The 25,693-nt window shown below is 42.1% G+C and carries 22 protein-coding genes; 12 read left to right on the top strand and 10 right to left on the bottom strand.

The annotated features are described in order from the left end of the window. Positions 1-249: 249 nt before the first annotated feature. The 3 genes from nagB to J3L18_RS20190 all read left to right on the top strand — a co-directional run bounded on the left by nagB (position 250) and on the right by J3L18_RS20190 (position 3,344). A complete protein-coding gene (gene nagB / locus J3L18_RS20200; RefSeq protein WP_129571842.1) occupies positions 250-2,169 on the top strand; it encodes a glucosamine-6-phosphate deaminase in 1,920 nt (639 codons plus the stop codon). Positions 2,170-2,410: 241 nt separating this feature from the next. Further along, positions 2,411-2,911, top strand: coding sequence for a Panacea domain-containing protein (locus tag J3L18_RS20195; RefSeq protein WP_129571841.1), 501 nt, complete (start codon positions 2,411-2,413; stop codon positions 2,909-2,911). Further along, positions 2,904-3,344 (top strand): hypothetical protein, encoded by a 441-nt coding sequence (locus tag J3L18_RS20190; protein ID WP_129571840.1) that lies wholly within the window; start codon positions 2,904-2,906, stop codon positions 3,342-3,344. Before J3L18_RS20195 ends, J3L18_RS20190 begins: the two co-directional genes overlap by 8 nt. Positions 3,345-3,448: 104 nt before the next feature. On the opposite strand, the gene J3L18_RS20185 is transcribed toward J3L18_RS20190, so the two are convergent. From J3L18_RS20185 to J3L18_RS20175, 3 genes are all read right to left on the bottom strand, one after another. After that, the gene (locus J3L18_RS20185) at positions 3,449-5,716 is read right to left on the bottom strand and encodes an aconitate hydratase (RefSeq protein WP_129571839.1); all 2,268 of its coding nucleotides are present in this window, start codon (positions 5,714-5,716) and stop codon (positions 3,449-3,451) included. 133 nt (positions 5,717-5,849) lie between these two features. Further along, positions 5,850-6,731, bottom strand: coding sequence for a CPBP family intramembrane glutamic endopeptidase (locus tag J3L18_RS20180; protein WP_129571838.1), 882 nt, complete (start codon positions 6,729-6,731; stop codon positions 5,850-5,852). A gap of 90 nt (positions 6,732-6,821) precedes the next feature. Beyond that, complete coding sequence (locus tag J3L18_RS20175; protein ID WP_129571837.1) at positions 6,822-10,031, bottom strand: S41 family peptidase; 3,210 nt, start codon at positions 10,029-10,031, stop codon at positions 6,822-6,824. 39 nt (positions 10,032-10,070) lie between these two features. Between J3L18_RS20175 and J3L18_RS20170 the strand changes: the two genes are divergently transcribed. Further along, complete coding sequence (locus tag J3L18_RS20170) at positions 10,071-11,354, top strand: glycosyltransferase family 4 protein (protein ID WP_129571836.1); 1,284 nt, start codon at positions 10,071-10,073, stop codon at positions 11,352-11,354. Then, positions 11,347-12,099: a glycosyltransferase family 2 protein gene (locus tag J3L18_RS20165; RefSeq protein WP_129571835.1), complete on the top strand. Its 753-nt coding sequence runs from the start codon at positions 11,347-11,349 to the stop codon at positions 12,097-12,099. Before J3L18_RS20170 ends, J3L18_RS20165 begins: the two co-directional genes overlap by 8 nt. Positions 12,100-12,111: 12 nt before the next feature. Here J3L18_RS20165 and J3L18_RS20160 read toward each other — a convergent pair whose 3' ends face one another. The 7 genes from J3L18_RS20160 to J3L18_RS20130 form a co-directional block, all read right to left on the bottom strand. Beyond that, positions 12,112-12,969, bottom strand: coding sequence for a hypothetical protein (locus J3L18_RS20160; RefSeq protein ID WP_146749936.1), 858 nt, complete (start codon positions 12,967-12,969; stop codon positions 12,112-12,114). Positions 12,970-13,116: 147 nt separating this feature from the next. Continuing rightward, a complete protein-coding gene (locus J3L18_RS20155; RefSeq protein ID WP_129571833.1) occupies positions 13,117-15,597 on the bottom strand; it encodes a glycosyltransferase family protein in 2,481 nt (826 codons plus the stop codon). 85 nt (positions 15,598-15,682) lie between these two features. Continuing rightward, entirely contained in the window at positions 15,683-15,979 is a 297-nt protein-coding gene (locus J3L18_RS20150; RefSeq protein ID WP_091174524.1) for a hypothetical protein, read from the bottom strand. Between the two features lie 16 nt (positions 15,980-15,995). Then, complete coding sequence (locus J3L18_RS20145; protein WP_091174527.1) at positions 15,996-16,250, bottom strand: DUF4834 family protein; 255 nt, start codon at positions 16,248-16,250, stop codon at positions 15,996-15,998. Positions 16,251-16,413: 163 nt separating this feature from the next. Then, the gene (uvrB, locus tag J3L18_RS20140; protein ID WP_129571832.1) at positions 16,414-18,438 is read right to left on the bottom strand and encodes an excinuclease ABC subunit UvrB; all 2,025 of its coding nucleotides are present in this window, start codon (positions 18,436-18,438) and stop codon (positions 16,414-16,416) included. 106 nt (positions 18,439-18,544) lie between these two features. Then, positions 18,545-19,024, bottom strand: a complete 480-nt coding sequence (locus J3L18_RS20135; RefSeq protein WP_129571831.1) for a MarR family transcriptional regulator — start codon at positions 19,022-19,024, stop codon at positions 18,545-18,547. A 10-nt stretch (positions 19,025-19,034) separates the two neighbouring features. Further along, positions 19,035-19,532 (bottom strand): GNAT family N-acetyltransferase, encoded by a 498-nt coding sequence (locus J3L18_RS20130; protein ID WP_129571830.1) that lies wholly within the window; start codon positions 19,530-19,532, stop codon positions 19,035-19,037. A 132-nt stretch (positions 19,533-19,664) separates the two neighbouring features. On the opposite strand from J3L18_RS20130, the gene upp reads away from it, so the two are divergent. The 7 genes from upp (at position 19,665) to J3L18_RS20095 (ending at position 25,620) form a co-directional block, all read left to right on the top strand. Then, positions 19,665-20,309: a uracil phosphoribosyltransferase gene (upp, locus tag J3L18_RS20125; protein ID WP_112651510.1), complete on the top strand. Its 645-nt coding sequence runs from the start codon at positions 19,665-19,667 to the stop codon at positions 20,307-20,309. Positions 20,310-20,407: 98 nt separating this feature from the next. Beyond that, entirely contained in the window at positions 20,408-20,986 is a 579-nt protein-coding gene (locus tag J3L18_RS20120) for a hypothetical protein (protein ID WP_129571829.1), read from the top strand. 139 nt (positions 20,987-21,125) lie between these two features. Then, positions 21,126-21,821 carry a YjjG family noncanonical pyrimidine nucleotidase gene (locus tag J3L18_RS20115; RefSeq protein WP_129571828.1) on the top strand — a complete coding sequence of 232 codons (696 nt, stop codon included), beginning with the start codon at positions 21,126-21,128 and terminating at the stop codon, positions 21,819-21,821. Further along, complete coding sequence (locus J3L18_RS20110) at positions 21,818-22,369, top strand: DinB family protein (RefSeq protein ID WP_129571827.1); 552 nt, start codon at positions 21,818-21,820, stop codon at positions 22,367-22,369. The genes J3L18_RS20115 and J3L18_RS20110 overlap by 4 nt, the downstream gene beginning before the upstream one ends. A 234-nt stretch (positions 22,370-22,603) precedes the next feature. Then, on the top strand, positions 22,604-23,458 hold the full coding sequence (locus tag J3L18_RS20105; RefSeq protein WP_091174545.1) for a UDP-2,3-diacylglucosamine diphosphatase: 855 nt from the start codon (positions 22,604-22,606) through the stop codon (positions 23,456-23,458). 123 nt (positions 23,459-23,581) lie between these two features. Beyond that, positions 23,582-24,571, top strand: coding sequence for a glycosyltransferase family protein (locus J3L18_RS20100; RefSeq protein ID WP_129571826.1), 990 nt, complete (start codon positions 23,582-23,584; stop codon positions 24,569-24,571). Between the two features lie 62 nt (positions 24,572-24,633). Then, on the top strand, positions 24,634-25,620 hold the full coding sequence (locus J3L18_RS20095; protein WP_090534947.1) for a DUF6427 family protein: 987 nt from the start codon (positions 24,634-24,636) through the stop codon (positions 25,618-25,620). Positions 25,621-25,693 lie beyond the last annotated feature (73 nt).

The following is a 25,693-nucleotide window of genomic DNA, read 5'->3' as shown; positions in this document are numbered from 1 at the left end:
AACCATACCTTTTCTGGATAAAATACTTATTAAAAAAATTTAAAAAGTTCTTTTAATTCAAATTTTGTTTTAGTAAGTTTGTATTGATAATGCACAGCATATTATTATACGCACTTTACTTTACCCTCATGTCGGTGAGGATAAACATTTTTGTTAATTGGTTTGATAAAAATCCTCGCCCTTGGCGGGGGTTTTTTGTATAGCGACTTTTTAAACTTTAACATATAACATATAGGTTCTGAGAAAATTATGGCACGATTAAATTTATTGGAAGAGACGCGTTACGAGAAGTTACCTGTGAGCGTGTACAGCAACCAGCAGGAAGCTTCGGTAGCGGTAGCGAACCGGATAGCAGATCTGATCCGCGCGAAACAAGCTAAAGGTGAAAAAGCGGTATTGGGACTTGCCACCGGTGTAACCCCGATAGGGGTATATGCCGAACTGGTAAGACAGCACAAAGAAGCAGGCTTGAGCTTTAAGAATGTGATCACTTTCAATCTGGATGAGTACTACCCGATGAAGCCCACAGCAGTTCAAAGCTATGTGACTTTTATGTACGAAAACCTTTTCAGCCATATTGATATAGATAAAGCCAATGTGCACATCCCTGATGGCACTTTGGATAAAGACGAAGTTGTTGCGTTCTGTTTAGCCTATGAAAAGCAAATAGAAGAATTGGGCGGCTTAGACCTTCAGATCCTGGGTATCGGTCGTACAGGTCACATCGGCTTCAACGAGCCGGGTTCTGCACCAAACTCAGGTACCAGGATGGTAACGCTTGACGACCTGACCAGACGTGATGCTGCCCGCGATTTTGGTGGTAAAGCCGACGTGCCAACTAAAGCCATTACCATGGGGATCGGTACCATCTTCAAAGCCAGGGAAATCATCCTGATGGCCTGGAACAAGAAGAAAGCACCGATCATCAAAAAAGCGGTGGAAGGGGAGATCTCGGGTGAAGTACCTGCCACTTACCTGCAATTATCACAACATGTGGAATTTGTATTGGATGCAGATGCTGCATCAGAACTGACCCGGTTTGATACCCCGTGGCTGGTGAAAGATTGCGTGTGGGATAACCAGTTAAAGAAAAAGGCTGTGATCTGGCTAGCGAATGAGGTTAACAAACCGGTACTGAAACTAACCGAAGAAGATTACAATAACCACGGCATGGCGCAACTTGCGGTAGAGCAGGGGCCTGTATACAATATCAATATTGATATCTTTAACCAAATTCAGCATACCATCACCGGCTGGCCGGGTGGTAAACCGGATGCGGATGATTCGCAAAGGCCGGAAAGGGCACTGCCTGCTAAAAAGAGAAGTATCATTTTTTCACCACACCCTGATGATGACGTGATCTCGATGGGCGGTACCTTTATCCGTTTGGTAGACCAGGGGCATGATGTACACGTAGCTTACCAAACATCAGGCAATACCGCCGTATGGGATGATGACGTGTTGAGATACATGGAATTTGCTATCGACTTTACAAAAAGCATTGGCGAGGACACAACGCATCTTCAAAAATCATATGAAGATATGCGTGCCTTCTTCCCAACCAAACAACCAAACGAGATCGATACCCAGGAGATCAGAAACGTAAAAGGGTTTATCAGGAAAACGGAAGCTATTTCCGGAGCGAGGTATGCCGGTTTAGAGGATGATCATATCCACTTTATGGCATTGCCGTTTTACGAAACCGGTAAAACGAAGAAAAACTCGGTAGGTGAGGAAGATATTCAATTGACTATCGACCTGCTTCAAAAAGTAAAACCACAGCAGATCTTTGCAGCGGGCGATTTTGCAGATCCTAATGGTACGCACCTGGTATGCTTCAAAATCATCTTAGCTGCACTGGAAAGATTAAAAGGTAAAGAAGCCTGGGTAGAAGATTGCTGGCTGTGGATGTACCGTGGTGCATGGCACGAGTTTGAAACACATGAAATAGAGATGGCAGTACCATTGTCGCCACAGGAGGTGATCAGGAAGCGAAATGCGATCTTCAAACACCAGTCGCAAAAAGATACTCCGGTATTCCCTGGTGATGATGCAAGGGAGTTCTGGGTAAGAGCAGAAGACCGTACCCGTGACACTGCTCAACGTTATGACCGCCTTGGTTTGGCTGAATACGAAGCTATGGAAGCGTTTGTAAGGTATAAATTTTAATTTTTGGCTTCTCGTATCAACAAAAGCCACGTGAATATTCATGTGGCTTTTGTTTTTGTATCAAATATCGATTTTAATTGCGCTTGTAAGTAATTGATTTTTAATTTTAATTTAACAAATAAGATCAATTGATTGATCTTATTTGTTAGTCGGAATTTTTCATCACACAGGAAATTTAAATTACATAAGTTAAACCTTCGCAAAATAAATTAGTTATATATTTGATAGAGAATTACTTATTATGATAACCGAAGTAAAAGATATAAAAAGGATAGATTCTTACATATTGTCGGAATACATTTTGCAAAATTGGGGACCTATGTCTCATTTAAAATTGCAAAAAATCCTGTACTATATTGAAGGATATCATCTTGCGTATTTCAATGACTCAGTTATTGACGATGATTTTCAAGCTTGGGTTCACGGTCCCGTTTCGAAGAAAATTTATGATTCTTTAAAAAATAAATCAATCCTTCATACTGAATTGACTTATCAGAAAAGTGAGGGTGAGAATAATCCTGATGAAGTTTTAAAAAACACACTGACTCAAGATCAAGTTGATTTTATCAATGAAACGGTTGAAGAATTAAGCAAAATCTCCTCCACTCAACTTGAGAATATGACACACAGCGAAGAACCATGGATTAACGCCAGAAGGGGATATAGCGCCGCCGATAGGTGTGAAGTTGTGATCGATAAGGAGTTAATGAAGAAATACTATCGCCAAGAGGTTTATGGCTAAATCTAAGATTAAGCCTAATCAAAAGAAGTCCATAATCGCCGAAGCGATAGAAAAGAAAAAGTCAGTATCGGATCTTGTTGATAATGGATTATTCAAAATTAGTTTTGAGCATTTTGATAGAGAACAAGGTCAGCGATTTGAAGAATGGCAAGAAAGCAAGATGCTTGGAGAAGCTTTGAACACATTATGGAATTATTGTTTTCAACCTTTATTTAAGCAATACTCCGATAAATTTACAGTATACGGGGATTTTCCACCAAGTAATAAAACAGAATTTTCTCACCCCAAGCAAGTTCCCCAGGATGCAAAATGGGCGAGAATCCATGTAAACGGTCTGCATTGCTTAATCGGGCATGTAATTTATGATACATTCTATCTGGTTTTTTTAGATCAGGAACATAAATTTTGGATATCGGAATTAAAGAATACTTGAACGAGTGATCAATCGGTTATTGGTTTAATCCATCGTTCAACAAAAAAGCCTCCCCGTTAGGGGAGGCTTTTCAATTTTATAGCTTTAACCTTTCGGCTTTCAGCTTAAGACGCCATTTGTTTACGTATGATATTCAACGCACCGCCTGCTTTAAACCACTCAATTTGCTGGGCATTATAAGTGTGGTTTACAGGGAATGATTCGGTTGAACCATCTTTGTGGTGTAATACAACGGTTAACTGTTTGCCTGGGGCAAAAGTAGTTAAGCCGGTGATATCGATGTTATCATCTTCCTGGATCTTTTCGTAATCGTTAGGATCGGCGAAAGTGATACCCAGCATACCTTGTTTTTTAAGGTTGGTTTCGTGGATACGGGCAAATGATTTTACCAATATAGCACGTACACCCAAGTGACGTGGTTCCATAGCCGCGTGCTCACGTGATGAACCTTCGCCATAGTTTTCGTCGCCTACTACTATCGAACCGATACCTGCGGCTTTATACGCACGCTGAGTAGCCGGAACCGGACCGTACTCGCCGGTTAATTCGTTTTTAACGCTATCGGCAGTAAGGTTAAAGTAGTTGATAGCGCCGATCAGCATATTGTTTGAAATGTTATCCAGGTGACCGCGGAATTTCAACCATGGGCCGGCCATTGAAATATGGTCGGTAGTACATTTACCTTTGGCTTTGATCAGCAATTTAAGGCCTGTAATGTCGGTACCTTCCCATGCTTTGAATGGCTCAAGCAATTGCAAACGTGATGAAGTTGGAGAAACGATAACTTCAACTTTGCTGCCGTCCTCGGCTGGTGCCTGGTAGCCTGCATCTTCAACAGCGAAACCTTTTACCGGTAGTTCGATACCTTGAGGCTCATCAAATTTAACTTGCTCACCGGCTTCGTTAGTTAAAGTGTCGGTAAGTGGGTTAAAAGTTAAATCGCCTGCGATAGCGAAAGCAGTAACAATTTCAGGAGACGCTACGAATGCGTGGGTGTTAGGGTTACCATCCTGGCGTTTAGCGAAGTTACGGTTAAACGAAGTGATGATAGAGTTTTTACGGGTAGGATCGTCAGTATGACGGGCCCACTGGCCGATACATGGTCCGCAGGCGTTAGCCAATACCACACCGCCCATTTGAGCGAAAGTTGCAAGGTAACCGTCGCGGTCAACAGTGTAACGTACCTGCTCAGAACCCGGAGTGATGGTGAACTCGGCCTGAGTTTTTAATTTTTTATCGATAGCCTGTTTAGCGATAGAAGCCGAACGGGTAATGTCTTCGTAAGATGAGTTGGTACATGAACCAATCAAACCAACCTCTAATTTAGTAGGCCAGCCGTTTTCTTTAACAGCGGTAGCAAATTTAGAGATAGGCCAAGCCAAATCCGGAGTAAACGGACCGTTTACATGTGGTTCAAGCTCGCTCAGGTTGATTTCGATAACCTGGTCGAAATATTGCTCTGGGTTAGCGTAAACTTCTTCGTCGCCGGTTAAGTGCTCGGCAATAGCATCAGCAAGTTCAGCGATATCGGCACGTTTTGTACCTTTTAAGTAAGCGGCAGCTTTTTCGTCGTAACCGAAGATAGAGGTAGTGGCACCAATCTCGGCACCCATGTTACAGATGGTACCTTTACCGGTTGCCGACATTGAACGTGCACCTTCTCCAAAGTACTCAACAATAGCACCGGTACCACCTTTTACAGTAAGGATACCAGCAACACGCAGGATAACGTCTTTAGCTGAAGTCCAACCAGAAAGTTTACCGGTTAATTTAACACCGATCAGTTTAGGGAATTTAAGCTCCCATGGTAAGCCGGCCATTACGTCGCAGGCATCAGCGCCACCAACACCAATAGCAATCATACCCAAACCACCTGCATTAGGAGTATGTGAGTCGGTACCGATCATCATACCACCCGGGAAAGCGTAGTTTTCTAACACTACCTGGTGAATGATACCTGCACCGGCTTTCCAGAAACCGATACCATATTTATCAGATACTGAAGCCAGGAAGTCATAAACTTCGCGGTTAACGTCAACAGCGGTGCTTAAATCTTCAACAGCGCCAATTTTAGCCTGTATAAGGTGATCGCAATGTACGGTAGATGGAACGGCAACCTGCGGGCGACCGGCTTGCATAAACTGCAAAAGGGCCATCTGAGCAGTAGCATCCTGCATAGCTACACGGTCTGGTGCAAAATCAACATAGTCAACCCCGCGACCAAATGCTTTTTGAGCATCGCCTTCGCTAAGGTGGGCATATAAAATCTTTTCGGTTAAAGTTAGGGGTTTACCGGTCGCTTTACGGGCAGCATCAACACGTGTGCTGTAGCGGTCGTAAACCTTTTTGATCATATCTAAATCAAAAGCCATTTGTATTTGATTTTTAGGTGAAAAGTAAAAGAAATTGACGTTAAGCCCATTAACTGGCCTTAGAGCGGCGAATTTACAAAAAATAACATTTGAAAGCCCTCAGTGCTTTACACAAATGTTATTTGGATAAGTTCTAAATAAGTGATTGGAGGTTAGTGGTTAGAGATTGGTTGGTTACGGCAACCTTCACTTTTTTGTTGATGAAGATGCATGATACAGTGAAAACTAATGCGGAAATCAACAGAACCGGATAATACATCTTTCCAAAAAGATCAGGCAGATCTTGTTTGGAGTTCCCTAAAAACAAAAATGCAAATCCTGTAGCATTTATGGCAGCATGAAAAATCATTCCCGGAATTACGGATTGCGTTTTATTATAAATCCAACCTAAAAATAAGCCCCCGAAAAATGCTGGAATAGCCTGCCAGGGATTTAAGTGCAGTACGCTAAAAAGGATCGCAGAAATGATTATGGCTTTGTTAGGTGCATAATTTTTTAATAATCCTTTTAAAATAATGCCCCTGCATAATATTTCCTCTACGATTGGAGCTATAATAACAACACTCATGAACGAGAACAGATCTTTGGTGAACAACCTCTCAAATATCTCCCGAACCTTCAAAGGCATTGGTAGCAATACCGAAATTCGTTCTAAAATGATTGAGAATGCTGTTGCCGCTATAATCAGCACCGGGATAAGCCACCCTTCAATTTTATTATAATTTATGGTTGATGGATAACCTTGTTGTTTTTCACTCCTTTTTAAAGTATACTGTATTGCCATTAGTATAGGAGCAGCATTCGTCAATACTTTGAATATCGATCTCACCGCCGGAAATTCTTTTGGAGTATTCATAAATACAATGCCTGCGGTTATTATAACGATGATCAGAAAAACAAGGTACATGAAAAATAGTCTTACAACAGATTTAATATTAGGGTAGGCTATTTTCGGAATATGAGTAATGTTTTCAGGCCCTTTGGCACTTGTTTCAATGTTTGTTACTTCAGACATTTTGCGATTGTTTAGGAAAAAAATTGGCCGGTCATGATAAACGACCAGCCAATTTAAAATTAAAAAATAGTTCGATAAAATATGAACAGATTATTTTTCTCCTTTTGATGTAGCAGGAGGCAACTGTTTCAAAATCTCCTCAATAGCCCTATCCAATTGCGGATCTTTATTTTCAATCCTGTCAGCAAAATCTGTTTTTACATAAATGTCTGGTGTTACACCAGTTTTCTCAATGTCTTTGCCATCAAGGGTGTAGCAGCCCCAGGCAGGAATGCGGTAAAAAGAACCATCAACCAAACCTTTACCACTGGTAAAAATGATCCAACGGTAGGTTTCGGTGCCGATAATTTTGCCCAAGCCCAGTTGTTTAAAGCCTTGTGAGGTCATCTCGCCGTCGCTAAGGGTTTGCTCATTCATGAGCAGGATGATCGGTTTGGCCGCAGGTGCAAAGTTTGATTGCTGTGTTTTTTTACCGTCGCGGTAAGCCCATTGCAAATAGGGTTTTTGAGACAAGAATTTTAAAACATTATCATGCACGTTACCGCCGGTATTATATCTCAGGTCGAGGATAAGGGCATCTTTGTTGTAGGCATCATCAACCATATCTTCCAGGAAATCTTCCAGGGCGCCATCGCCCATGTTTTTCATGTATGAATAGGCAATGCGGTTTTTACTTCTTTCTGCAACTGTTTTAGCATTGGTCTTGATCCAGTCGTCGTAAAGATTGCCCGACAGGTCACCGGTTGACTCTGGGTGAAGCTTTACTTTGATTTCTTTGCCACCACGATTAAAGGTTAGCTCAATCTCCTTATCAAGTGATGGCTTGCTGAAGTAATAGTTGCGGTCCTGCTTTTCATCAACCGTAACGCCGTTCACTGCTTTCAGGATATCGCCCGGTTTTACATCAATGCCGGCTCTATCGGCATTACTGCGGATAGCTATACCGCTAACTTTGTATGGCGAATCGTTATCAAAAATGATCCCGGTTTCCATGGTACGGTAGGAGAGGGTTTTCTTTTCCTCGCTGCCATTTGAGTAAAAACCCTGGTGCGACGAGTTAAGCTCGCCAAGCATGTCATTCAACAACAGGCGCAGGTCGGCCCGGTTATTAATATAAGGTACAAATGTTTTATAGCTGTCATGAACCTTTTTCCAGTCGGCCCCGTGGAAATTGCCATCGTAATAGTTTTCATCCAGGCCGGCCCAGGTTTCGTCAAACATCTGCGTAAATTCCCCCGCCATGTTACGGGTAAAACTGTAATTGATATCTAACTTATCCACTTTGTTAGCATCGATGTTTAGGGTATAGATATTGCCTCCGGCCAGTACAAAATATTTATCACCGTTGCCAAAAATGTTGTAATTGCCGAAGTCGCCGTTGCCAACTTTTTCAGTTTTAGGGTCTTCAAAAGCTTCAAGGGTGGTACGGTAAAGCGCCCCCTTACCTTCGCTATGGTTTGAGGCATAGTATACCAATGTTTTATCTCCTTTTTGAATCACATTGGGGCCCTGCGCCTGGCCAAACTCCGGGCTGATGCGTTCCAGTCTTTTCATCGGTTCTTCGGTGTCTATCACAATATCGGCAGGCGGTTTAGGCGTTGGCTGCTCGGATAAAGGTTTCTTTTTGTTAGACGCTTTTTTGTCCTTATCCTTTTTGTTTTTATCGTCGTCTTTTTTCTCCTCTTTAAACAGCGCCGTAAACTTGTCCATCTTAAAAGGATCATCATACTTTTGCAAAGGCATCCGGTAAACGTGGGCATCTTTTGAGCCGTAAGGATACTCGGGCTGTGTACGGGATGACGCAAAATAAATATACTTACCATCCGGCGACCAGAATGGCGCCGATTCTGTAACACCGCTATTGGTAAGGTTCAGTATTTTCCCGGTTTTTATCTCATAAACAAAAACGTCCATCTCAAAATTGCGGTAAGCGTTGTATACCACGTACTCGCCATTTGGCGAAAAGCGCGGAGGAGGGTTGTAGAATCCCCAAAACTCATCGGTAACAATAGTTTTTGATGTGAGTGTTTTCAGATCCAAAAGTTTCAGTTCATTACGGCCGCTCAGATAAATGGCTTGTGTGCGGTCTTTATTCATACTCAACAGGCGATTGCTGCCTTTATCTGTAGTAAGCTGTTTTTCGGCACCGCTGCCATCGGCTGCTATGGTGTACCAGTTAGGATAGCCACCCAGGGTTTGACCAAAAATGAGGGTTTTGTTATCGCTCATCCAGCTTACTTCGGTAACGCGTTCGCTGGTATTACGCTCCAGTTTTTTGCCGAATTTACCTTCGGCATCGCTTACAAATAATTCGCCGCGGGATACAAAAGCCAGCTTTTTGCCATCGGGTGATAATGCTGCCCCATCAATTTTACCGCCTGTTTCAAACGATTGGTCTTTGGGCAGTACATTATTGCGGAACAGGTTTAAGCTTAGCTTCTGAGTTTGTTTGGATGCCACATCGTAAACAAAAATCTGGTAATCTTTTTCAAACACTACCTTGCTGCCATCGGCACTTACCTGCGGGCGTTTAATGGATGTCGGGAACTGGGTTAACGCAGTTTTTTTACCATCAATAAAAGTGTACAGGTTATATTCTTCGTTGCCTTCGTCGGATACAAAATAGATGTTTCCTTTCTGGTCAAGGGTGGCCCAGAAATCCTTGCCCTGCCAGTCGGTATATTTTTTATAGGCTTTGGTTTTAGGATTGTACGATTGAATATCGGGATTGTAAGCGCCTTTATAATGCTTGCGGCTTGGGAAATAAATACTCTCCCAGGTATTGCTGAAAAATAGCTCGCCTGTTTGCGGATGTTCAACAACGCCGTGAATGGTATTAAAATAATGACCGAACAACCGCACCGGTGTTCCGCCGGTAGCAGCTACTTTGTATTCACTGAAACCATTGTAACGGCTTGAGTTAAAGTAAATGGATTTCGAATCCCAGGTCCAGGAATCCACATTATCGCCGGCATCATTATAGGTAAGTTGCTTGATATCGCCGCCGGCGAGGGGCATCACGTACACATCGTTGTTGCCAAACTGGTTTGATGAAAAGGCCAGCCATTGCCCGTTGGGCGATACCCGCGGGCTGGTTTCTTCTCCCTGCATGGCGGTCAATCGCGTGGCGGCTGGGCTGTTGATATCGGCTTTCCAAAGATCGCCTTCGTAACTGAAAATTACAGTTTTGCCATCGGGTGTTAGGGTTGGGTTAGATGTAAAATAGCTTCCGGTTGTTTGGGCTTTAAGGCTGGTTTGGCACAGTGCTGCCAAAAACAATACGATGTATAGTTTCTTCATATATGGTTTAAGTTTTATGAATAAATGTATTTTTGAGCCATGTTAAAAGTGGTGCACCTCAATACGTATGACGGTAATGGCGGCGCGGGCAGGGCCTGCATGCGCCTTAACCGGGCATTACTTAGCCAAAATATCGATTCTAAAATTATAGTACATTATAAATTTGGAAATAATCCTGATATCAAGACTTTTAACCGTAATATTATCCAAAAATCATATACGGCCGCAACTATTATTCTGGAACGGATATTGGCTAAACGTTTTCTAAAACCCGATAGCCGTACACCTTTTTCCTTTACCTGGTTTGGCCGTTCGGTAATCAAACATCCCGATGTTAAAAATGCCGATATCATTCACCTGCATTGGATTAATCATGGCTTTCTGGATCCCAAACATATAGCCGAAATTAGAAAGCTGGGCAAGCCTGTGGTGTGGACCTTTCATGACAGCAATGCCTTTACCGGTGGTTGTCATGTGCGCTATACCTGCGATCATTACCAGCAACAATGCGGTAACTGCCCGCTACTGATCAAATCTGCCGATGATGATATTTCGCACCGCATCTGGCAGCAAAAAAATAGGGCTTATCAGCAACTCGACTTCAACATTATCGCCCCAAGTTTATGGATGCAAGATTCTGTAAAGAAAAGCAGTTTGATGCGGGGCAAAGCCGCAAGCAATATTCCAAATACGCTGGAAACCGATGTTTTTAAACCGATAAACAAAAAGGAGGCAAAATCCAAAGCGGGCCTGCCGACGGATAAATTTATCTTTTTAAGCGGATTTATGCCATCGCGTAAAGATCTGCATAAAGGTACTCAATATCTATTAGAGAGCATGGAACTGCTCAGGCAGCGTTTAGGCGCTGAAACCGATCAGGTAGAACTGGTGGTTTTTGGAAACCGGGGCACAGAAAACCTGCCCGACTTTCCTTTTAAAACCAGTTTCTTAGGAACTATTAATAATGATGAAAAGCTGGCCCTACATTATGCAGCCGCTGATGCTTTTTTGATCCCATCCCTTGAGGATAATTTACCTTACACTGTAATGGAAAGCCTGAGCTGTGGTACACCCGTAATCGCTTTTACTACAGGTGGCATCCCGGATATGGTGCAGCATCAGCATAGTGGTTACCTCGCAACCTATCGTTCGTCCGAAAGTTTTACCGATGGGATGGAATGGATCATTAAGCATCCGGAAAGGGACAAGCTTAACCAACAGGCCCGGCAAACTATCATGGATAGTTTTTCGGAAGAAGTGATCGCTAAAAAGCATATCGAAGTTTATAATCAACTTTTAAACAGGGGAGGTGCCGATGTTTAGTCCCCGGTTAAGCGTTGTTACTATTGTTTATAACAATGTGCGCGATATTGAACGTACCATACAGTCGGTAATCAACCAAACTTATAGCAATATCGAATACGTTATTGTCGATGGTTTATCTAACGATGGCACCTTACAAGTAATTGATCAATACAAAAGTCAAATAACCAAATTCATCAGCGAAAAAGATGAGGGCATTTATGATGCCATGAACAAAGGGCTTGCTTTAGCTACCGGCGATTATGTGATCTTCATGAATTCGGGCGATGAGTTTTATGATAACGAAACCGTTGCCGCGGTTTTTGCTGCTGCAGAGGATGCCGACATTTATTATGGCGAAACAGAAATGATAGCCGATGATGGCAGTAGTTTAGGACAGCGCCGTCACAAAGCACCAGCTAAGTTTACCTGGCGCGGTTTTAAATATGGCATGAGCATTAGTCACCAGGCTATCTATATCAGGCGTTCGCTGGCAGAACCCTATGACCCAAGATATCAATTGAGTTCGGATATCGACTGGATAATCCGCGCGGCAAAAAAGGCTAAAAAGATCGTTAACGTTAACCGTTACGTGGCCAAATACCTGGTAGGGGGCATGTCAAAGAAAAAGCATCGCCAAAGTTTGATGGAGCGTTTCGATATCATGAAACGGAACTACGGGTTGTTGCCAACTGTTTTTTACCACTTTGTTATCGCCTTTAATTTGGGCTGGTATTGGTTGAAGAACAGGCGTACTAATGATTAGGCCACTTGAGCCTTAGCTGAAAAATCGTTTAACCCGGTCCCAAAAGCTGATCGGGTAATTTTCTTCTACTTCTAAAGATATTTCATGTTTATCTACCGCTTCAACTAATTTTTCTGCATTAGCATCATTATCCGGTCTAACTCTTTTTATTGTGGGAAGATTGGCGCCTGTAATTGTTTCAAAGCGACTTTTAGCTTTTTCAAAAATTTCTATCTCCTCATTACTACGTGTATCAACGTGAGTGATTTCAGGGAATAAATTACTTGATGTTTTTGCAGATTCACATTCAAAATCCGATAGTATATTTATGTAGATCCGGGTAGCCTCGTCTTTTAAGCCCGCATCTTCGTATCCCCTGGCAAATTGCAGCATATCTTGCCCAATTTCGTACTTTTCGAGCAGATCGGCCACCGATAGGCTTATTTGCGCTTTTGCAGCGGAGGTATTTGCAATGGCCTGCACATCATTTGTTTCTTTTAATAAATCAATAAACGCCTGTAATTCGTTTCTTAAGGAGGGATCAACTTTATATACGTTTTCAACTTGTGAAAGATATAACCCTTGTTGCATGGTTTTATCAGCTAAAAGTTTTATGAATCCCCCCATTTTAAATACCAGGAACGTTAATGCAATTTTATACTCCTGAAGCTGGTTTTGGGGAATTTCTGATTTGTTTAATACCTTATACAAATCAAAACCTTCTAAAAATTCTTCCTGGTACATATTCGCCTCAAAGCCATAGTCAGTCTCTTCCAAATGGTTGCCGTTTAAAGCCCGCGCAAGAACCTGATGTATTTTTAACTGGCTATTTGAATTTTGGAGGGCAAATTTGAGCTCATCAAATTTGTTTTGCTGTATTAATTCTTTCATTCTATTTGTGATAAGGTTTTTTCAAAGTTACAATCTTTTCAGATTGTGAACCGATTATTATTCTTATCATGAATGTACCCATAAATAATGTACCACAAAAAAAGCGATGAGTATCAACCCATCGCTTTTCTTTAATGTAAGCTTTGATTAAGCTTTTTTCTTATCAGCCGGTTTGGGAGCCGGAGTTTTCTTTTTGTTTTCGGTATAAGCGGCACCACCTAAGGCAAGCACCAGTAGGATTGAACCTGCTAATGAAATATTCTCGCCGGTGTAGTATGAAGCCGGGTGGAAAATAAACTCAATTTTGTGGTTACCGATTGGGATCTGAGCAGCACGTAATAGATAATCGGCACGGAAATAAGGTTTTTCAACACCGTCGATATACATTTTCCAGCCTTTGTTATAGTATACTTCGGAGAAAACCGCAATTTGTGAGGCGGTAGAACCGCTTGTGTAAACCATATGGTCGGGCGAGTAGCTGGTAAGCTCAATTTTGCCTTCGCCGGCACCTGCTCCCAAAGTTTTTTCGTCGATAATGCTTTTGTATTGTTTATCAACAATAGCTTCATCTTTTGGTGTAAAACTGCTGATGGCTACCATTTCCTGGTCGGCATTGTCGGCATATTTAATGCTTTTTACAAACCACGCATGGCCGCAGGCAGTTTGATTTACCTGCATACCTACGTTTTGTGTTTTTGGATCAGAATTAATAATGTACTTCACGTTCATCATATCCAAAACATCCTGGTTAATGCTTTTGCTTAATTGATTGTCGACAAGCTCCTCCCAGCGTTTTAACCTTGCAGCAGAGTATCCGCCTAACGATTTATAGAAAAATGGTGTAAGACCATCGCCTTTGATTGATTGTGTGGCGTCAAACACCCTAAAATCAGGATCTTTATCTTTCATGATAAACTGGTCAACCTCGCGTGGCTGTGGTGTTTCATTGTCTTGTTTTGGCGCAAAGCTATCGTGATTTAAATAGCGTTTGTCGATACCCCAAAGGTCAACAAGGATCAGCGCCAGGAAAGCAAGCGATGCAACAGTTGGATTGATCTTCTTTTTAAGGAATGCCCATGCAATACCAAATGCTATAGCAATGAATATAAGTGACCGGATAGCATCTGCTTGTGCTATGGATTCCCTGTCGGCAATTAAAGCGCGGGTAAGGGCTGAACTATCAGTTTTAAGGGCCTGACCAATTTGTGCAATAACGCCGGCTTGTTGTTCGCTAACACTGAAAGATAACAGCAATGAAGGTACCACGGCCACAATTAGGACAATGCCACCGGTAATGTAAAAAGCAATTTTTAGTTTTTTAAACAGGCTTTCTTTATCTTCATTTATAATAGCTTCGTTTACTGCTAATACAGCAAGGATTGGGAAGCAGAAACCTACAATTGCCAATATTGAATCAACTGCACGGAATTTATTGTAAAGCGGGAAATAGTTAAAGAACAGATCAGACAGAAAAGGCCAATTTCTGCCAAATGATAATAGCGTAGTTAAAACCACAGCACCAAGCAACCACCATTTAATACGGTTTTTAACAATCATTAAACCCCATACAAACAGTAAACAAATTACTGCACCAAAATAGAATGGGCCGGCAGTGAATGGTTTATTACCCCAATATAAGGGTAGATAATTGGCCGAAATGCCGGTAACCTGATTAGGGTCGGCTCCACTTGCATTAAGCGCTTTGATTACATGTGAGTCCGGATCGGTAGAGCCTTGTTCGCCGCCGCCATAAGCGTTAGGAATAAGGAAAGTAATACATTCACCAACACCCTGGCTCCATTCAAAGGCGTAATCGCGTGCCAAACCGTTATTGGGCTCTGCAGCTTGCCTTGTGAGATTTGATTTGCCACGGATGGTTTCATTGCCATAGTCGGCAGTACTCCATAATATGGATGCATTTACAGAAACCGCAAGAAGAGTAGCCGCCGCTATATATCCCAGCGATTTTAGAAAGCTGTTAAGGGTTTTATTTTTGATAGCATGGTAAAGCTCAATACCCACCATGATCAATAAGGCCAGCATCAAATAGTACGTCATTTGTATGTGGTTGGCCCTGATCTCTAACGCAAGAAACAAGGCTGTAACCGCGAAACCAAGTAAATGCTTGCCGCGAAGCGTAAGGATGATACCCGCAAGTATCGGCCCGAAAAATGCTATGGCGAAGGCCTGATTCGCATGCCCGGCAACTAGCAAAATGATATTATATGATGAAAAGGTAAACGCTATTGCACCTGCCGCTGCAAGCCATGGATTAACCTTTAACACAATAAACAGGAAGTATGTACCTAATAAGAATAACAATACTGTACCAACAGGGGTTGGGAAAGTGTAATTTATGGCAGTAACCACCCATGTAGTTAAATTGGCTTTATAAGGTGCCCACACCTGGTAGGTTGGCATACCACCATAGATCTGGTTGGTCCAGAGTATCGTAGTGTCTTTAGCTTTGTAATCGTTGATTTCTTTTTGGGTTGATAGAGCCCTTGTAACGTCATTGCCGCCTAATGTTTTTCCCTGGAAAGCCGGGGTTAAAAATATAAAGCAGATCACTAAAAAAATTGCAGCTATGGCAAAATGAATGCCGTTACGCTTAAACCAGTTATTCATTTAAGTTTTTTGAAATGGATATTATATTCCTCAAAAATAGAAATTACAATGAGAATAGGAATTATAAGTTTTGTTAAGGAATAACTTAACAGGTTTGCGCACGGCTGCGCAGCAGGAAAAACATGGCAATCAGCACAATGATAGATATTACATAAGCAATAACCTGCACTTTGCCGTAATCTTCGCGGTATTTGCGGATGTTGAAAAAGTTGTAAACGCCCAGCGCACCCATGATCACCCAGTAAAAAGTGCTAATCTTAGTGCAATTGGCAAAAATTTGAGTGGCCACTATAAATACGATGACATTGGTGATAATCAGCGTAATTGACTCGGGCGTGTTGTTATGATTTTGACGCCTTCTAAATACAGGGTTGGTGTCCATGATTTATTGGTTAGGTTTATTTTACTTCTTCGTAATCAACAAATTCACCTTCACTGTCGGGTACACTGCCTTTTTTAGGCTGCGGGATATGGTCGATCCTGATTTTTCCATCAGGTTTTGGGCCTTCATTGTAATTACGTTGTTGCTGTTGATATTGCTGCTGGGCTTTATTCACAACACTTTCAAAAAGAAAAGGCAGCAGGTAACGAGCCAGGCTGCGAATAATGTATAATATACAGATAGATATGATCAGGAAACGAATAAGAATCATACTGTTAATTTTGAGCTTACAAATATAAGGTATATAACGGTAAAATTGTTTTATTATGATTTGGGGATAGCTGACGCTGTTTTAATTTGAAAATAAAGCAATTTGAAGATTTGAAAATGTGGGGACTGTAGTTTTCAAATCTTCAAATCAATAAATTTTCAAATTAAAACTTCTCTTCCATCATCTTTTCCAAAGCAAACATCTCGTCGCGGAGCTTGGCGGCCAAAAGGAAATCCATGTTCTTGGCTGCAGCAAGCATATCTTTTTTGGTGTTGTCGATTGATTTTTTCAGGTCGGCTTTGGTCATATATTGAACTATCGGATCGGCGGCAAGAGTCAGCGTATCGGTTTCTACATAAGCCTGCTGTACACCGCCTTTAAAGTCGACCACCGAGGTTTGCTCCATAATTTCCTCGCGCGTTTTGCCAACCGTTAGCGGTGTAATGCCATGTTGCGTGTTATACGCAATCTGAATTTCGCGGCGGCGGTTGGTTTCATCCATCGTGATCTGCATCGAATCGGTTATGGTATCAGCATACATGATTACACGGCCACGGTCATTACGTGCTGCACGGCCTATGGTTTGGATCAATGAGCGTTCTGACCGAAGGAACCCTTCTTTATCAGCATCCAAAATAGCCACTAAGGATACTTCGGGCAAATCCAATCCCTCACGCAGTAAGTTGATACCTATCAATACGTCAAATTCGCCAAGGCGCAGGCCACGTAAAATTTCCACGCGCTGCAGTGTTTTTACTCCTGAGTGAATATAACGGCATTTAATACCCAGCCTGTCCATGTATTTGGCCAGTTCTTCGGCCATACGTTTCGTTAGGGTAGTTACCAGTACGCGGTCGCCCTTTTTAATGGTTTTATCTACTTCGTCAAGCAGGTCATCCACCTGGTTTATCACCGGGCGAACATCAATCACCGGATCAAGCAATCCTGTCGGACGGATCACCTGTTCAACCACCACACCACCCGATTTTTCAAGTTCAAAATCGCCGGGAGTAGCGCTTACATAAACAGTTTGCGGGGCAAGGTTTTCAAACTCCTGGAAATTAAGTGGGCGATTGTCCAAAGCCGCCGGCAGGCGGAAGCCATAATCAACCAGCGAGATCTTGCGCGAACGGTCACCTCCATACATGGCCCTGATCTGCGGAACGGTTACGTGACTTTCATCAATCACCATCAGGTAATCTTCCGGGAAATAATCGAGCAAGCAGAACGGCCTCGCACCAGGCTTGCGCCCGTCAAAAAAGCGGGAGTAGTTCTCGATGCCGGAACAGTAACCCAACTCACGGATCATTTCCAGGTCGTAATTAACCCTTTCTTCCAGCCGTTTGGCTTCCAGGAATCGGCTGTCATCGATAAACTGTTTTTTGCGGGTTTCCAACTCTTCCTGTATCGCCCAGATGGATTGTAAAAAACGCTCGCGGGGGGCAACGTACAGATTGGCCGGATAAACCACCATGTGTGTCATTTTTTCGATGGTTTTACCTGTGCCGATATCAAAGGCGCTTAACTCTTCGATATCATCACCGAAAAAGGAGATGCGGTAGGCATAATCCAGGTAAGCCGGAAAAATATCGACGGTATCACCCTTCACCCTAAATGTCCCTCGTTTAAAATCGGCAGTGGTGCGGGCGTATAAAATTTCGACCAGGCGATGTAAAAAAGCATTCCTGCTGATACGGGTACCTACGGCAAATTTGAAAACCGAGTCGGCAAAATCATCGGGGTTGCCCATACCGTAAATGCAGGATATAGACGATACCACGATCACATCGCGCCTGCCCGACATTAAAGCCGAAGTAGTACGTAAGCGAAGCTTTTCTATCTCCTCGTTTATCTGCAGGTCCTTTTCGATGTAGGTATTTGTTGTAGGGATAAATGCCTCCGGCTGATAATAGTCATAGTACGACACAAAGTAGTTCACCGCGTTTTCGGGAAAAAACTGCTTAAACTCGCCATAAAGCTGTGCCGCTAATGTTTTGTTGTGGCTCAGGATCAGCGTAGGTTTTTGTGTTTGTGCTATAATATTGGCAACCGTAAAGGTTTTGCCCGATCCGGTAACCCCCAAAAGGGTTTGATAAGGGTCGCCGTTATTTATACCTTCAACCAGCTGCCTTATAGCTTCAGGTTGGTCGCCGGTTGGTTTATATTGAGATGTTAATTGAAAATCCATGTTGTTATGTAAAAATACAAATAATCCAGAAACAGGGTTTGCAAATCAAAATAAGTACATGGTAATGACAACCGTATGTCAACATTGTTGTGCCGGGGGTAATAAATTATATTTCTGCCTTTAAACGTAACGCCCTATCCAAAAAACTCTGCTGCTTTATCTTCTCTTCGGCTTCAATAATAGCCTTCATCAGGTTGTTTTGGGTATCGGCAATTTCCGCGGCGGCCGCTTTCATAATTTCCCAAACGGGTTTCATGCGCACAATAAGTTCCTGACCTTTTGTTGTTAACATGATAAGCCGCTTCCTTTCATCGGCCTTGTCCTTTTTTGATCGGATCAATTTCTCTTTTTCCAATTCCTTTAACAGGCTGATGGTGGAAGGGTGGGTGTAGCCAATTTCAGCGGCGATTTCCACTACGCTTAAAAGCGGCTTAAAATGTAAAGTGTAAATAACAGGGAACCATTTGGGTTCAAAATCAATATTGCTGGCTTTATAAATAAGTACGCCTTCCTTGCGCAGCTGCTCGGCCAGGCGCTGCAACCTTGTTGAAATTGCTAAAATTCCCGATTCGTCAATAACATTCATTATACCGCTGTTAATTGTTCAAATGTAACTGATAAAAAATAGTATCCGCAGCCATAAGCGGGAATGATTCAGGCAAATCCTGTTTGGCAAGGCGGGTAAAGCCATTTTTTTCATAAAAACGATGGGCCGCTTTCAGCATCTCAACTGTGCCTAAATAAATGTGGGCAATGTTGTTTTGTTTACAATAATCGATAAGATTATTAAGTAGTAACTGCGCGATGCCCAGCTCCTTCCCCCGGTATTCTTTAAGCATAAACATTTTGCGTATTGCAGCAGCGTTATCTCCAAAAGCAATAAGGGCTATGGTGCCAACAAGTTGTTCGTTATATATCGCTCCCCAAAAGTTGCCGCCGGTTTGGTGGTAATTGCTTTCAATATCAAGCAGGTCGGGCTGGGCTTCAAGCGTGATTGGCACATTAAATTCTATTTGCTGAATTGGTAAAATGATATCAATGATCTGCTGGCAATAAGTATTGTTGAGTGAGCTGATAACAGGTGTAGTATCCATGACTTTAATATTTATGTACAAATCTACGTAGTTAACTACATATATTCAAAATTTATTATCCTTCTCATGGTGCAGTATGACATTTAATAAACAAATAGTGAAATTATTGCTCAAAAACGCTTAAATTTAAGCATGATTTTCATCCTCAATAAAACCAATACCATTGCCAACCAGTTTCTGGCTGAATTACGGGATGCCGTTATTCAGCAGGATAAGGCGCGTTTTAGGCGGAACCAGGAAAGGTTAGGAGTTATATTGGCTTATGAGCTGAGCAAATCATTACATTACGAAACCAAAGAAATTCAAACCCCGCTGGGTACAGCCAGTGTTAATATGCCGGCCGACGAACCGGTGCTGGGTATTATATTACGGGCCGGGCTCCCTTTTCACCAAGGCTTTATGCAGTTTTTTGACCGGTCGCCCTCTGCATTTATCACAGCTTATCGCAAGGTGAAACGCAACGGCAGCTTTTTGATCCAGGTGGATCATATCTCAACCCCTAACCTTGATGATAAGATCTTTATTTTGTGCGATACCATGCTGGCTACCGGGCAAAGTATTGTATCGGTTTGTAAGGAGTTGATGGCTCAGTATAAAATAAAGGAGCTGCACATTGCCGCTGTAATTGCCAGCACCGAAGGCGTGGCGCATGTTAAAGCCAATCTCCCAAAAGCCAAGCTGTGGCTCTGCGCTGTTGATGACGAAATGACCAGCAAAGCTTATATTGTACCTGGTCTGGGTGATGCGGGCGACCTGGCATTTGGGGAAAAAGTGTAGTTTGATTTCGAATTTCGGATGTTCGATTTCGGATTTATTCTAATGATTGCCCGATGCCATATAGTTTTCCATTATATTTAATGCATACTTAAATATTCATGAAATTTATATTCGCGCTTGTAATCCTCATAGGTTTTTTGACAACAATTTGCCACGCTCAGGGTACAAATAAAGATATCCAGGATGCAGCCAACCTTGCTATTAAAAAATTCACATGGGATATCCAGACAGAAGCAAAGGGTTCTATCATGTTTTTAGATGTGCCGTACGATCATGATGGCGCAACTGAATACCTGACTATGACCATAGCCAAAAACAAATCGGTGGCCCGGCCGGTGTTTATCTCGGTTATTATACCAAGCAATATCAATCAAACCAACGGAGTTTTCATTGCCTTCGCCAAAACCATTAAAAATTCGACAGGAGAGTTTGAAGTGCAAATAGAAAAAGGACTGACAGCACGCTTAAAATTTGAGAAGTGTGATGATAATGATTGCACCACCAGGATGGTTGACTGCTATGTGATTGACAATGAAAGCCACAAACGAGTAGATGTTTTAAATGGTTTCCTGAAATATGACCACGTCATGTTCCTCTTTTTGTATAAAGATGGAAGTCATAAATCAGTATCCGTTCCGCTTTTTTCATTTAAGACCCAATTCAAAGCATTGCAATAACTTGAGCCCGGAATTTATCTTGATTTGGAATTTCGGATGTTCGATTTCGGATTTAGCAACTAAGATTTTTTAATTTTGAATTTTCGATTTATAAATAGGAAATAAAAAAAATTCAGAAATCGAATATCCGAAATCCGACATGAAACAATACAAACACATCTTCTTTGATCTCGATCATACCATCTGGGATTTTGATAAAAATGCCGAAGAGGCTCTGCATGAGTTATATGTTATTCACCAGCTTGGCGAAATTGGTTTGCAATCTGCCGAGTTGTTCATCGAAACTTATACCCGTAACAATCATCGCCTTTGGGCACAGTATCATATCGGCGAGATCACCAAAGATGAACTGCGCGAGGCCCGTTTCAAATCAACTTTTACTGATCTTGGTTTGCATCCCGACCTGATGCCGCTTGATTTTGAGGATGCTTACGTAAAGCTTTGCCCTACCAAAACCAACTTGTTTCCGCATGCTCACGAAACATTGCAATACCTGCAATCAAAATATACCCTGCACCTGATCTCGAACGGGTTTAAAGATTCAACACGGATAAAAATCGCGGGGACCGACCTGGCCAAATATTTTCAGAACATTATCATCTCCGAAGATGTTGGCGTTAACAAGCCGGACAAAGCCATATTTCAACACGCGCTTGACCTGGCCAGGGCCTCTAAAGAAGAAAGTGTGATGATTGGCGACAGCATCGAAGCTGATATCCGCGGGGCGCTTAATTTTGGAATGGACGCTATTTATTTTAATCCTTTTAATGCGGAAAAACCTCAGGATGTGCCCGTGCATATTGCTCATTTAAAAGAGTTAACTTTACTTTTATGAGTATCGCCAAAGAACGTAAAGCTATTGATGCAGCCCTTGATGAATACCGCAAACAACTGGATGTTATCCCCGATGAGTTGTTTGATGTTACCCCGGAAGATGGCGGCTGGTCGTTTGCCGAGGTTTACAGCCATATTATGCAGGCTACGCTGGGTTCATCAATCGCGCTTGAACGTTGTACCCACGGCAATTGCGAGCCAACTAAAAAAGGCATTAATTGGGAAGGCCGGATCTTGCTGTTGTTAGGTAAATTTCCGCCGGTTAAAACAACAGTCCCCAATGCGGTAAGCGATAAAATGGCTGCCAATAAGATCAGTAAGGAAGATGCCAAAAACCTGATCATCAAATGCCGCAAGCGGGTTGAAACGACTATGCCCCTCATTGCCGAATCATCGCCGGCTAACAGATACAAGCACCCGCGTATGGGAATGCTTAATGCCAGGCAATGGTTTAAATTTATCCGCATTCATTTACAACACCACTTAAAACAACTTAACAGATCAAAAATAAATTTAATACAGCAAAGTAACCTTTTATATTTAATGTAGTCTTAACAGTAGGATAATGTTAAATTTCAGACATTTGTAAAAATCTTTGTGATGAATTTTGAGTATGCTTATTTGGTAGTTATAGGGTTGCTGATCTTGGTCGGCTGCTTCTATGCAAGTCCATATGAATTGACTGTTAACGAAGATGAGGACGACGAGTAATCGTTGCTTTATTAATGAAAATGTTGTTTCCCGGCATATCTTGCCGGCCTGTAAAATAGCCCCCTTAATTTAATGGCAAAACGCGAAGTTGATATTGTGGTAATATCTGATGTGCACCTTGGTACTTACGGCTGTCACGCAAAAGAGTTGCTTAAATATTTAAAAAGCATCAAGCCCAAAATCCTTATCCTTAACGGCGATATTATTGATATTTGGCAATTTAGTAAATCATACTGGCCCGAAGCGCACATGAAAGTGGTGCGCCGCATCCTGAAGTTTGTTACCGATGGCATCCCGGTTTATTATTTAACCGGCAACCATGACGAAATGCTGCGCAAGTTTACCGATTTTAACATGGGCACTTTTCAGCTGCTTGATAAGCTCGTGTTAAATATCGATGGCAAAAAAGCCTGGATCTTTCATGGCGATGTGTTTGACGTTACCATGCAGCACTCCAAATGGCTGGCTAAACTCGGGGCGGTTGGTTATGACACATTGATTTTGATCAACAGTTTTGTGAACTGGTTCCTTACCGCTATTGGCAGGCAAAAAATGAGCTTTTCGCAAAAGGTGAAAGCCAGTTTTAAGGAGGCGGTAAAATTCATTAACCAATTTGAGCAAACCGCGGCCGATCTGGCTGTCGATAAACAATACGGATACGTGATCTGCGGTCATATTCACCATGCCGAAATCAGGGAAATTACGTCTACACAAAATACAGGCTCGGTACTTTACCTCAACTCGGGCGATTGGGTAGAAAGTTTAAGCGCTCTTGAATATCACAATGGCAAATGGGAAGTGTTTAAATACAAGCCGGATGATTTCAATACAGATGCTGATGAAGAAGACAAAACTGATTCAGAAGATCTGAACGCTATGCTCGATGTTAAAAACTTGTTGGAGCGCTTTAAACACGAACACGATTAAATTACTTACCGAAAACATTTTTCTTTACTAAATTAAGCCCCTGAATATTGTTGCGGATAAATCAGTGCATCCGTTGCATCTGCGCAGCATAATCATCATCCTATTTGAAAATAATTTATTTTAATGAAGATACTGTTTGGTATACAGGGAACAGGTAACGGACATATAAGCCGGGCAAGGGAAATCGTGCCCTTGCTGCAACAATACGGCGAGCTTGACCTGCTGGTGAGCGGCACCGAAGCCGAAGTATCATTATCACAACCCCTGAAATATCGCTTTCATGGTGTAAGCTTTGTATTTGGTACCAATGGCGGCGTAGATAACTGGGCTACCTGGAAAATCATGAACCTGCGCCAGTTTCAGCGCGATCTGCGGAGCCTTCCCCTGAAACAATATGACCTTATCATCAATGATTTTGAACCTGTAAGTGCCTGGGCTTGTAAATTACGGGGTGTACCGTCGGTATCTTTAAGTCACCAGTGTTCGTTTGTATCGCCCAAAACACCACGTCCCGAAAGAAAAGACCCTTTTGCACAATGGCTTTTAAAAAACTATTCGCCTACTACCTATCATGTAGGTTTCCATTTTGAGCGCTATGATACTTTTATCAATACCCCTGTAATCCGGAGCGAGATCAGGCAGATGGAAACCTCCGACCTGGGCCATTATGCAGTTTACCTGCCGGCCTATGATGACAAAACCCTGCTTAAATATTTAAGTGCCGAAAAAGAGGTTAAATGGCAGGTGTTTTCAAAACGGCAAAAGCAAGCCTACAAATCAGGAAATGTGGAGATCTTCCCCATAAATAATGAAGCTTTTAACAAAAGCCTGGCAAGCTGTACAGGTTTGCTTACCGGGGGCGGTTTTGAAGGCCCCGCCGAGGCCCTGTTTTTACAGAAAAAGGTGATGATGATACCCATGAAAGGGCAATACGAACAGCAGTGTAACGCGCTTTCGGCCTCCAGGTTGGGTGTTCCGGTGGTGAGCGAAATAAATGATAAGTTTAATGGCCATTTAAACCACTGGATCAACGACAGTAAAAAGATTGTAGTTGATTTTCCGGATGAAACCGCCGCTATTGTTGATAAACTGGTAAAGCAGTATACAAGGTAGTAAAGCATTGCAACTTAAGCGGTTTTTCTGCTAATTTTGCAACCGCAAACACGGCCGCGCATATGATCAATCTTTTCAGGAACTATAATCCCCTTAATATTATATGGCTGGCTATTTTGCTGTTCGTGCTCCGGATAGGTTTCATGGTGCAGGTTCCCGAAAAGGTTGAGTTTATTTTTGTGGAACCCTTTGCACGGCTGCTGGTACCCGTAAAATATGAATACGCGTTTTCGCCGTTGCTTAATGTGATACTGGCCGGCGGGCTTGTATTTATCCAGGCTTTATTGCTTAATTCGTTAATTAATCATCATAATTTATTAGGCAAGCCAACCTTTTTGCCGGCGCTGATGTATATCACGCTTTCGGGCTTGTTTACGCCCTTTTTAACTTTAAGTGCCCCGCTTTTATGTAATTTCTTACTCATCTGGATGTTGTTTAAATTATTCAACCTGTATAAGGGGGAGGATGTTAAGTCAACAACTTATGATTTGGGGTTGATCGTGGCGGTGGGATCGCTTGTTTATTTTCCGTTTATTTATTTGTTCCTAGTTATATGGATAGCGCTTATGATATTCAGGCCGTTTAACTGGCGCGAATGGGTTATTTCGATATTAGGGTATGTAACCGTGTTCTTTTTCCTTGCGGTTATTTATTTTATGAATGATATGCTGCCCCGGTTTAGCCATATCTGGTCGCCCTTAGGCAAAAAATTTCCCGATCATATCAGCATTAACTCCTATAACTACCTGCTGCTGGTGCCGGTAATTGTAATATTAGTGCTATGTTTTTTTAAGCTGCAGCAAAATTTCTTTAAAAGTTACGTGCAGATTCGTAAAACATTCCAGCTTTTGTTTTTTATTTTTCTGATCACAGCACTTTCATTTTATCTCAATTCGGAATTTCGCCTGAGCCATTTTTTGCTTTGTGCAGTACCGGTAACGGTGTTTTTTGCCTATTATTTTTTGTATGCAACCAAGCGCTGGTTTTATGAAATACTGTATTTGTTGTTGTTTATCAGCATCATTTACTTTCAGTTTAACAAATTTTAACTTTTACATTCGTCCTTATTTCGGCGGTTATGTTAGTTTTGTAGCCTGAAACTATATAATAAGCTATTTAGGT

This window comes from Mucilaginibacter gossypii, from assembly GCF_017569325.2.
Classification (GTDB): domain Bacteria; phylum Bacteroidota; class Bacteroidia; order Sphingobacteriales; family Sphingobacteriaceae; genus Mucilaginibacter; species Mucilaginibacter gossypii.
This window is presented reverse-complemented; position numbering and strand designations above follow the sequence as displayed.

Bases quoted from the DNA above. Each gene is read 5' to 3' on its own strand.
- nagB (WP_129571842.1), top strand. From the start codon at position 250: ATGGCACGATTAAATTTATTGGAAGAGACGCGTTACGAGAAGTTACCT.
- J3L18_RS20195 (WP_129571841.1), top strand. From the start codon at position 2,411: ATGATAACCGAAGTAAAAGATATAAAAAGGATAGATTCTTACATATTG.
- J3L18_RS20190 (WP_129571840.1), top strand. From the start codon at position 2,904: ATGGCTAAATCTAAGATTAAGCCTAATCAAAAGAAGTCCATAATCGCC.
- J3L18_RS20185 (WP_129571839.1), bottom strand. From the start codon at position 5,716: ATGGCTTTTGATTTAGATATGATCAAAAAGGTTTACGACCGCTACAGC.
- J3L18_RS20180 (WP_129571838.1), bottom strand. From the start codon at position 6,731: ATGTCTGAAGTAACAAACATTGAAACAAGTGCCAAAGGGCCTGAAAAC.
- J3L18_RS20175 (WP_129571837.1), bottom strand. From the start codon at position 10,031: ATGAAGAAACTATACATCGTATTGTTTTTGGCAGCACTGTGCCAAACC.
- J3L18_RS20170 (WP_129571836.1), top strand. From the start codon at position 10,071: ATGTTAAAAGTGGTGCACCTCAATACGTATGACGGTAATGGCGGCGCG.
- J3L18_RS20165 (WP_129571835.1), top strand. From the start codon at position 11,347: ATGTTTAGTCCCCGGTTAAGCGTTGTTACTATTGTTTATAACAATGTG.
- J3L18_RS20160 (WP_146749936.1), bottom strand. From the start codon at position 12,969: ATGAAAGAATTAATACAGCAAAACAAATTTGATGAGCTCAAATTTGCC.
- J3L18_RS20155 (WP_129571833.1), bottom strand. From the start codon at position 15,597: ATGAATAACTGGTTTAAGCGTAACGGCATTCATTTTGCCATAGCTGCA.
- J3L18_RS20150 (WP_091174524.1), bottom strand. From the start codon at position 15,979: ATGGACACCAACCCTGTATTTAGAAGGCGTCAAAATCATAACAACACG.
- J3L18_RS20145 (WP_091174527.1), bottom strand. From the start codon at position 16,250: ATGATTCTTATTCGTTTCCTGATCATATCTATCTGTATATTATACATT.
- uvrB (WP_129571832.1), bottom strand. From the start codon at position 18,438: ATGGATTTTCAATTAACATCTCAATATAAACCAACCGGCGACCAACCT.
- J3L18_RS20135 (WP_129571831.1), bottom strand. From the start codon at position 19,024: ATGAATGTTATTGACGAATCGGGAATTTTAGCAATTTCAACAAGGTTG.
- J3L18_RS20130 (WP_129571830.1), bottom strand. From the start codon at position 19,532: ATGGATACTACACCTGTTATCAGCTCACTCAACAATACTTATTGCCAG.
- upp (WP_112651510.1), top strand. From the start codon at position 19,665: ATGATTTTCATCCTCAATAAAACCAATACCATTGCCAACCAGTTTCTG.
- J3L18_RS20120 (WP_129571829.1), top strand. From the start codon at position 20,408: ATGAAATTTATATTCGCGCTTGTAATCCTCATAGGTTTTTTGACAACA.
- J3L18_RS20115 (WP_129571828.1), top strand. From the start codon at position 21,126: ATGAAACAATACAAACACATCTTCTTTGATCTCGATCATACCATCTGG.
- J3L18_RS20110 (WP_129571827.1), top strand. From the start codon at position 21,818: ATGAGTATCGCCAAAGAACGTAAAGCTATTGATGCAGCCCTTGATGAA.
- J3L18_RS20105 (WP_091174545.1), top strand. From the start codon at position 22,604: ATGGCAAAACGCGAAGTTGATATTGTGGTAATATCTGATGTGCACCTT.
- J3L18_RS20100 (WP_129571826.1), top strand. From the start codon at position 23,582: ATGAAGATACTGTTTGGTATACAGGGAACAGGTAACGGACATATAAGC.
- J3L18_RS20095 (WP_090534947.1), top strand. From the start codon at position 24,634: ATGATCAATCTTTTCAGGAACTATAATCCCCTTAATATTATATGGCTG.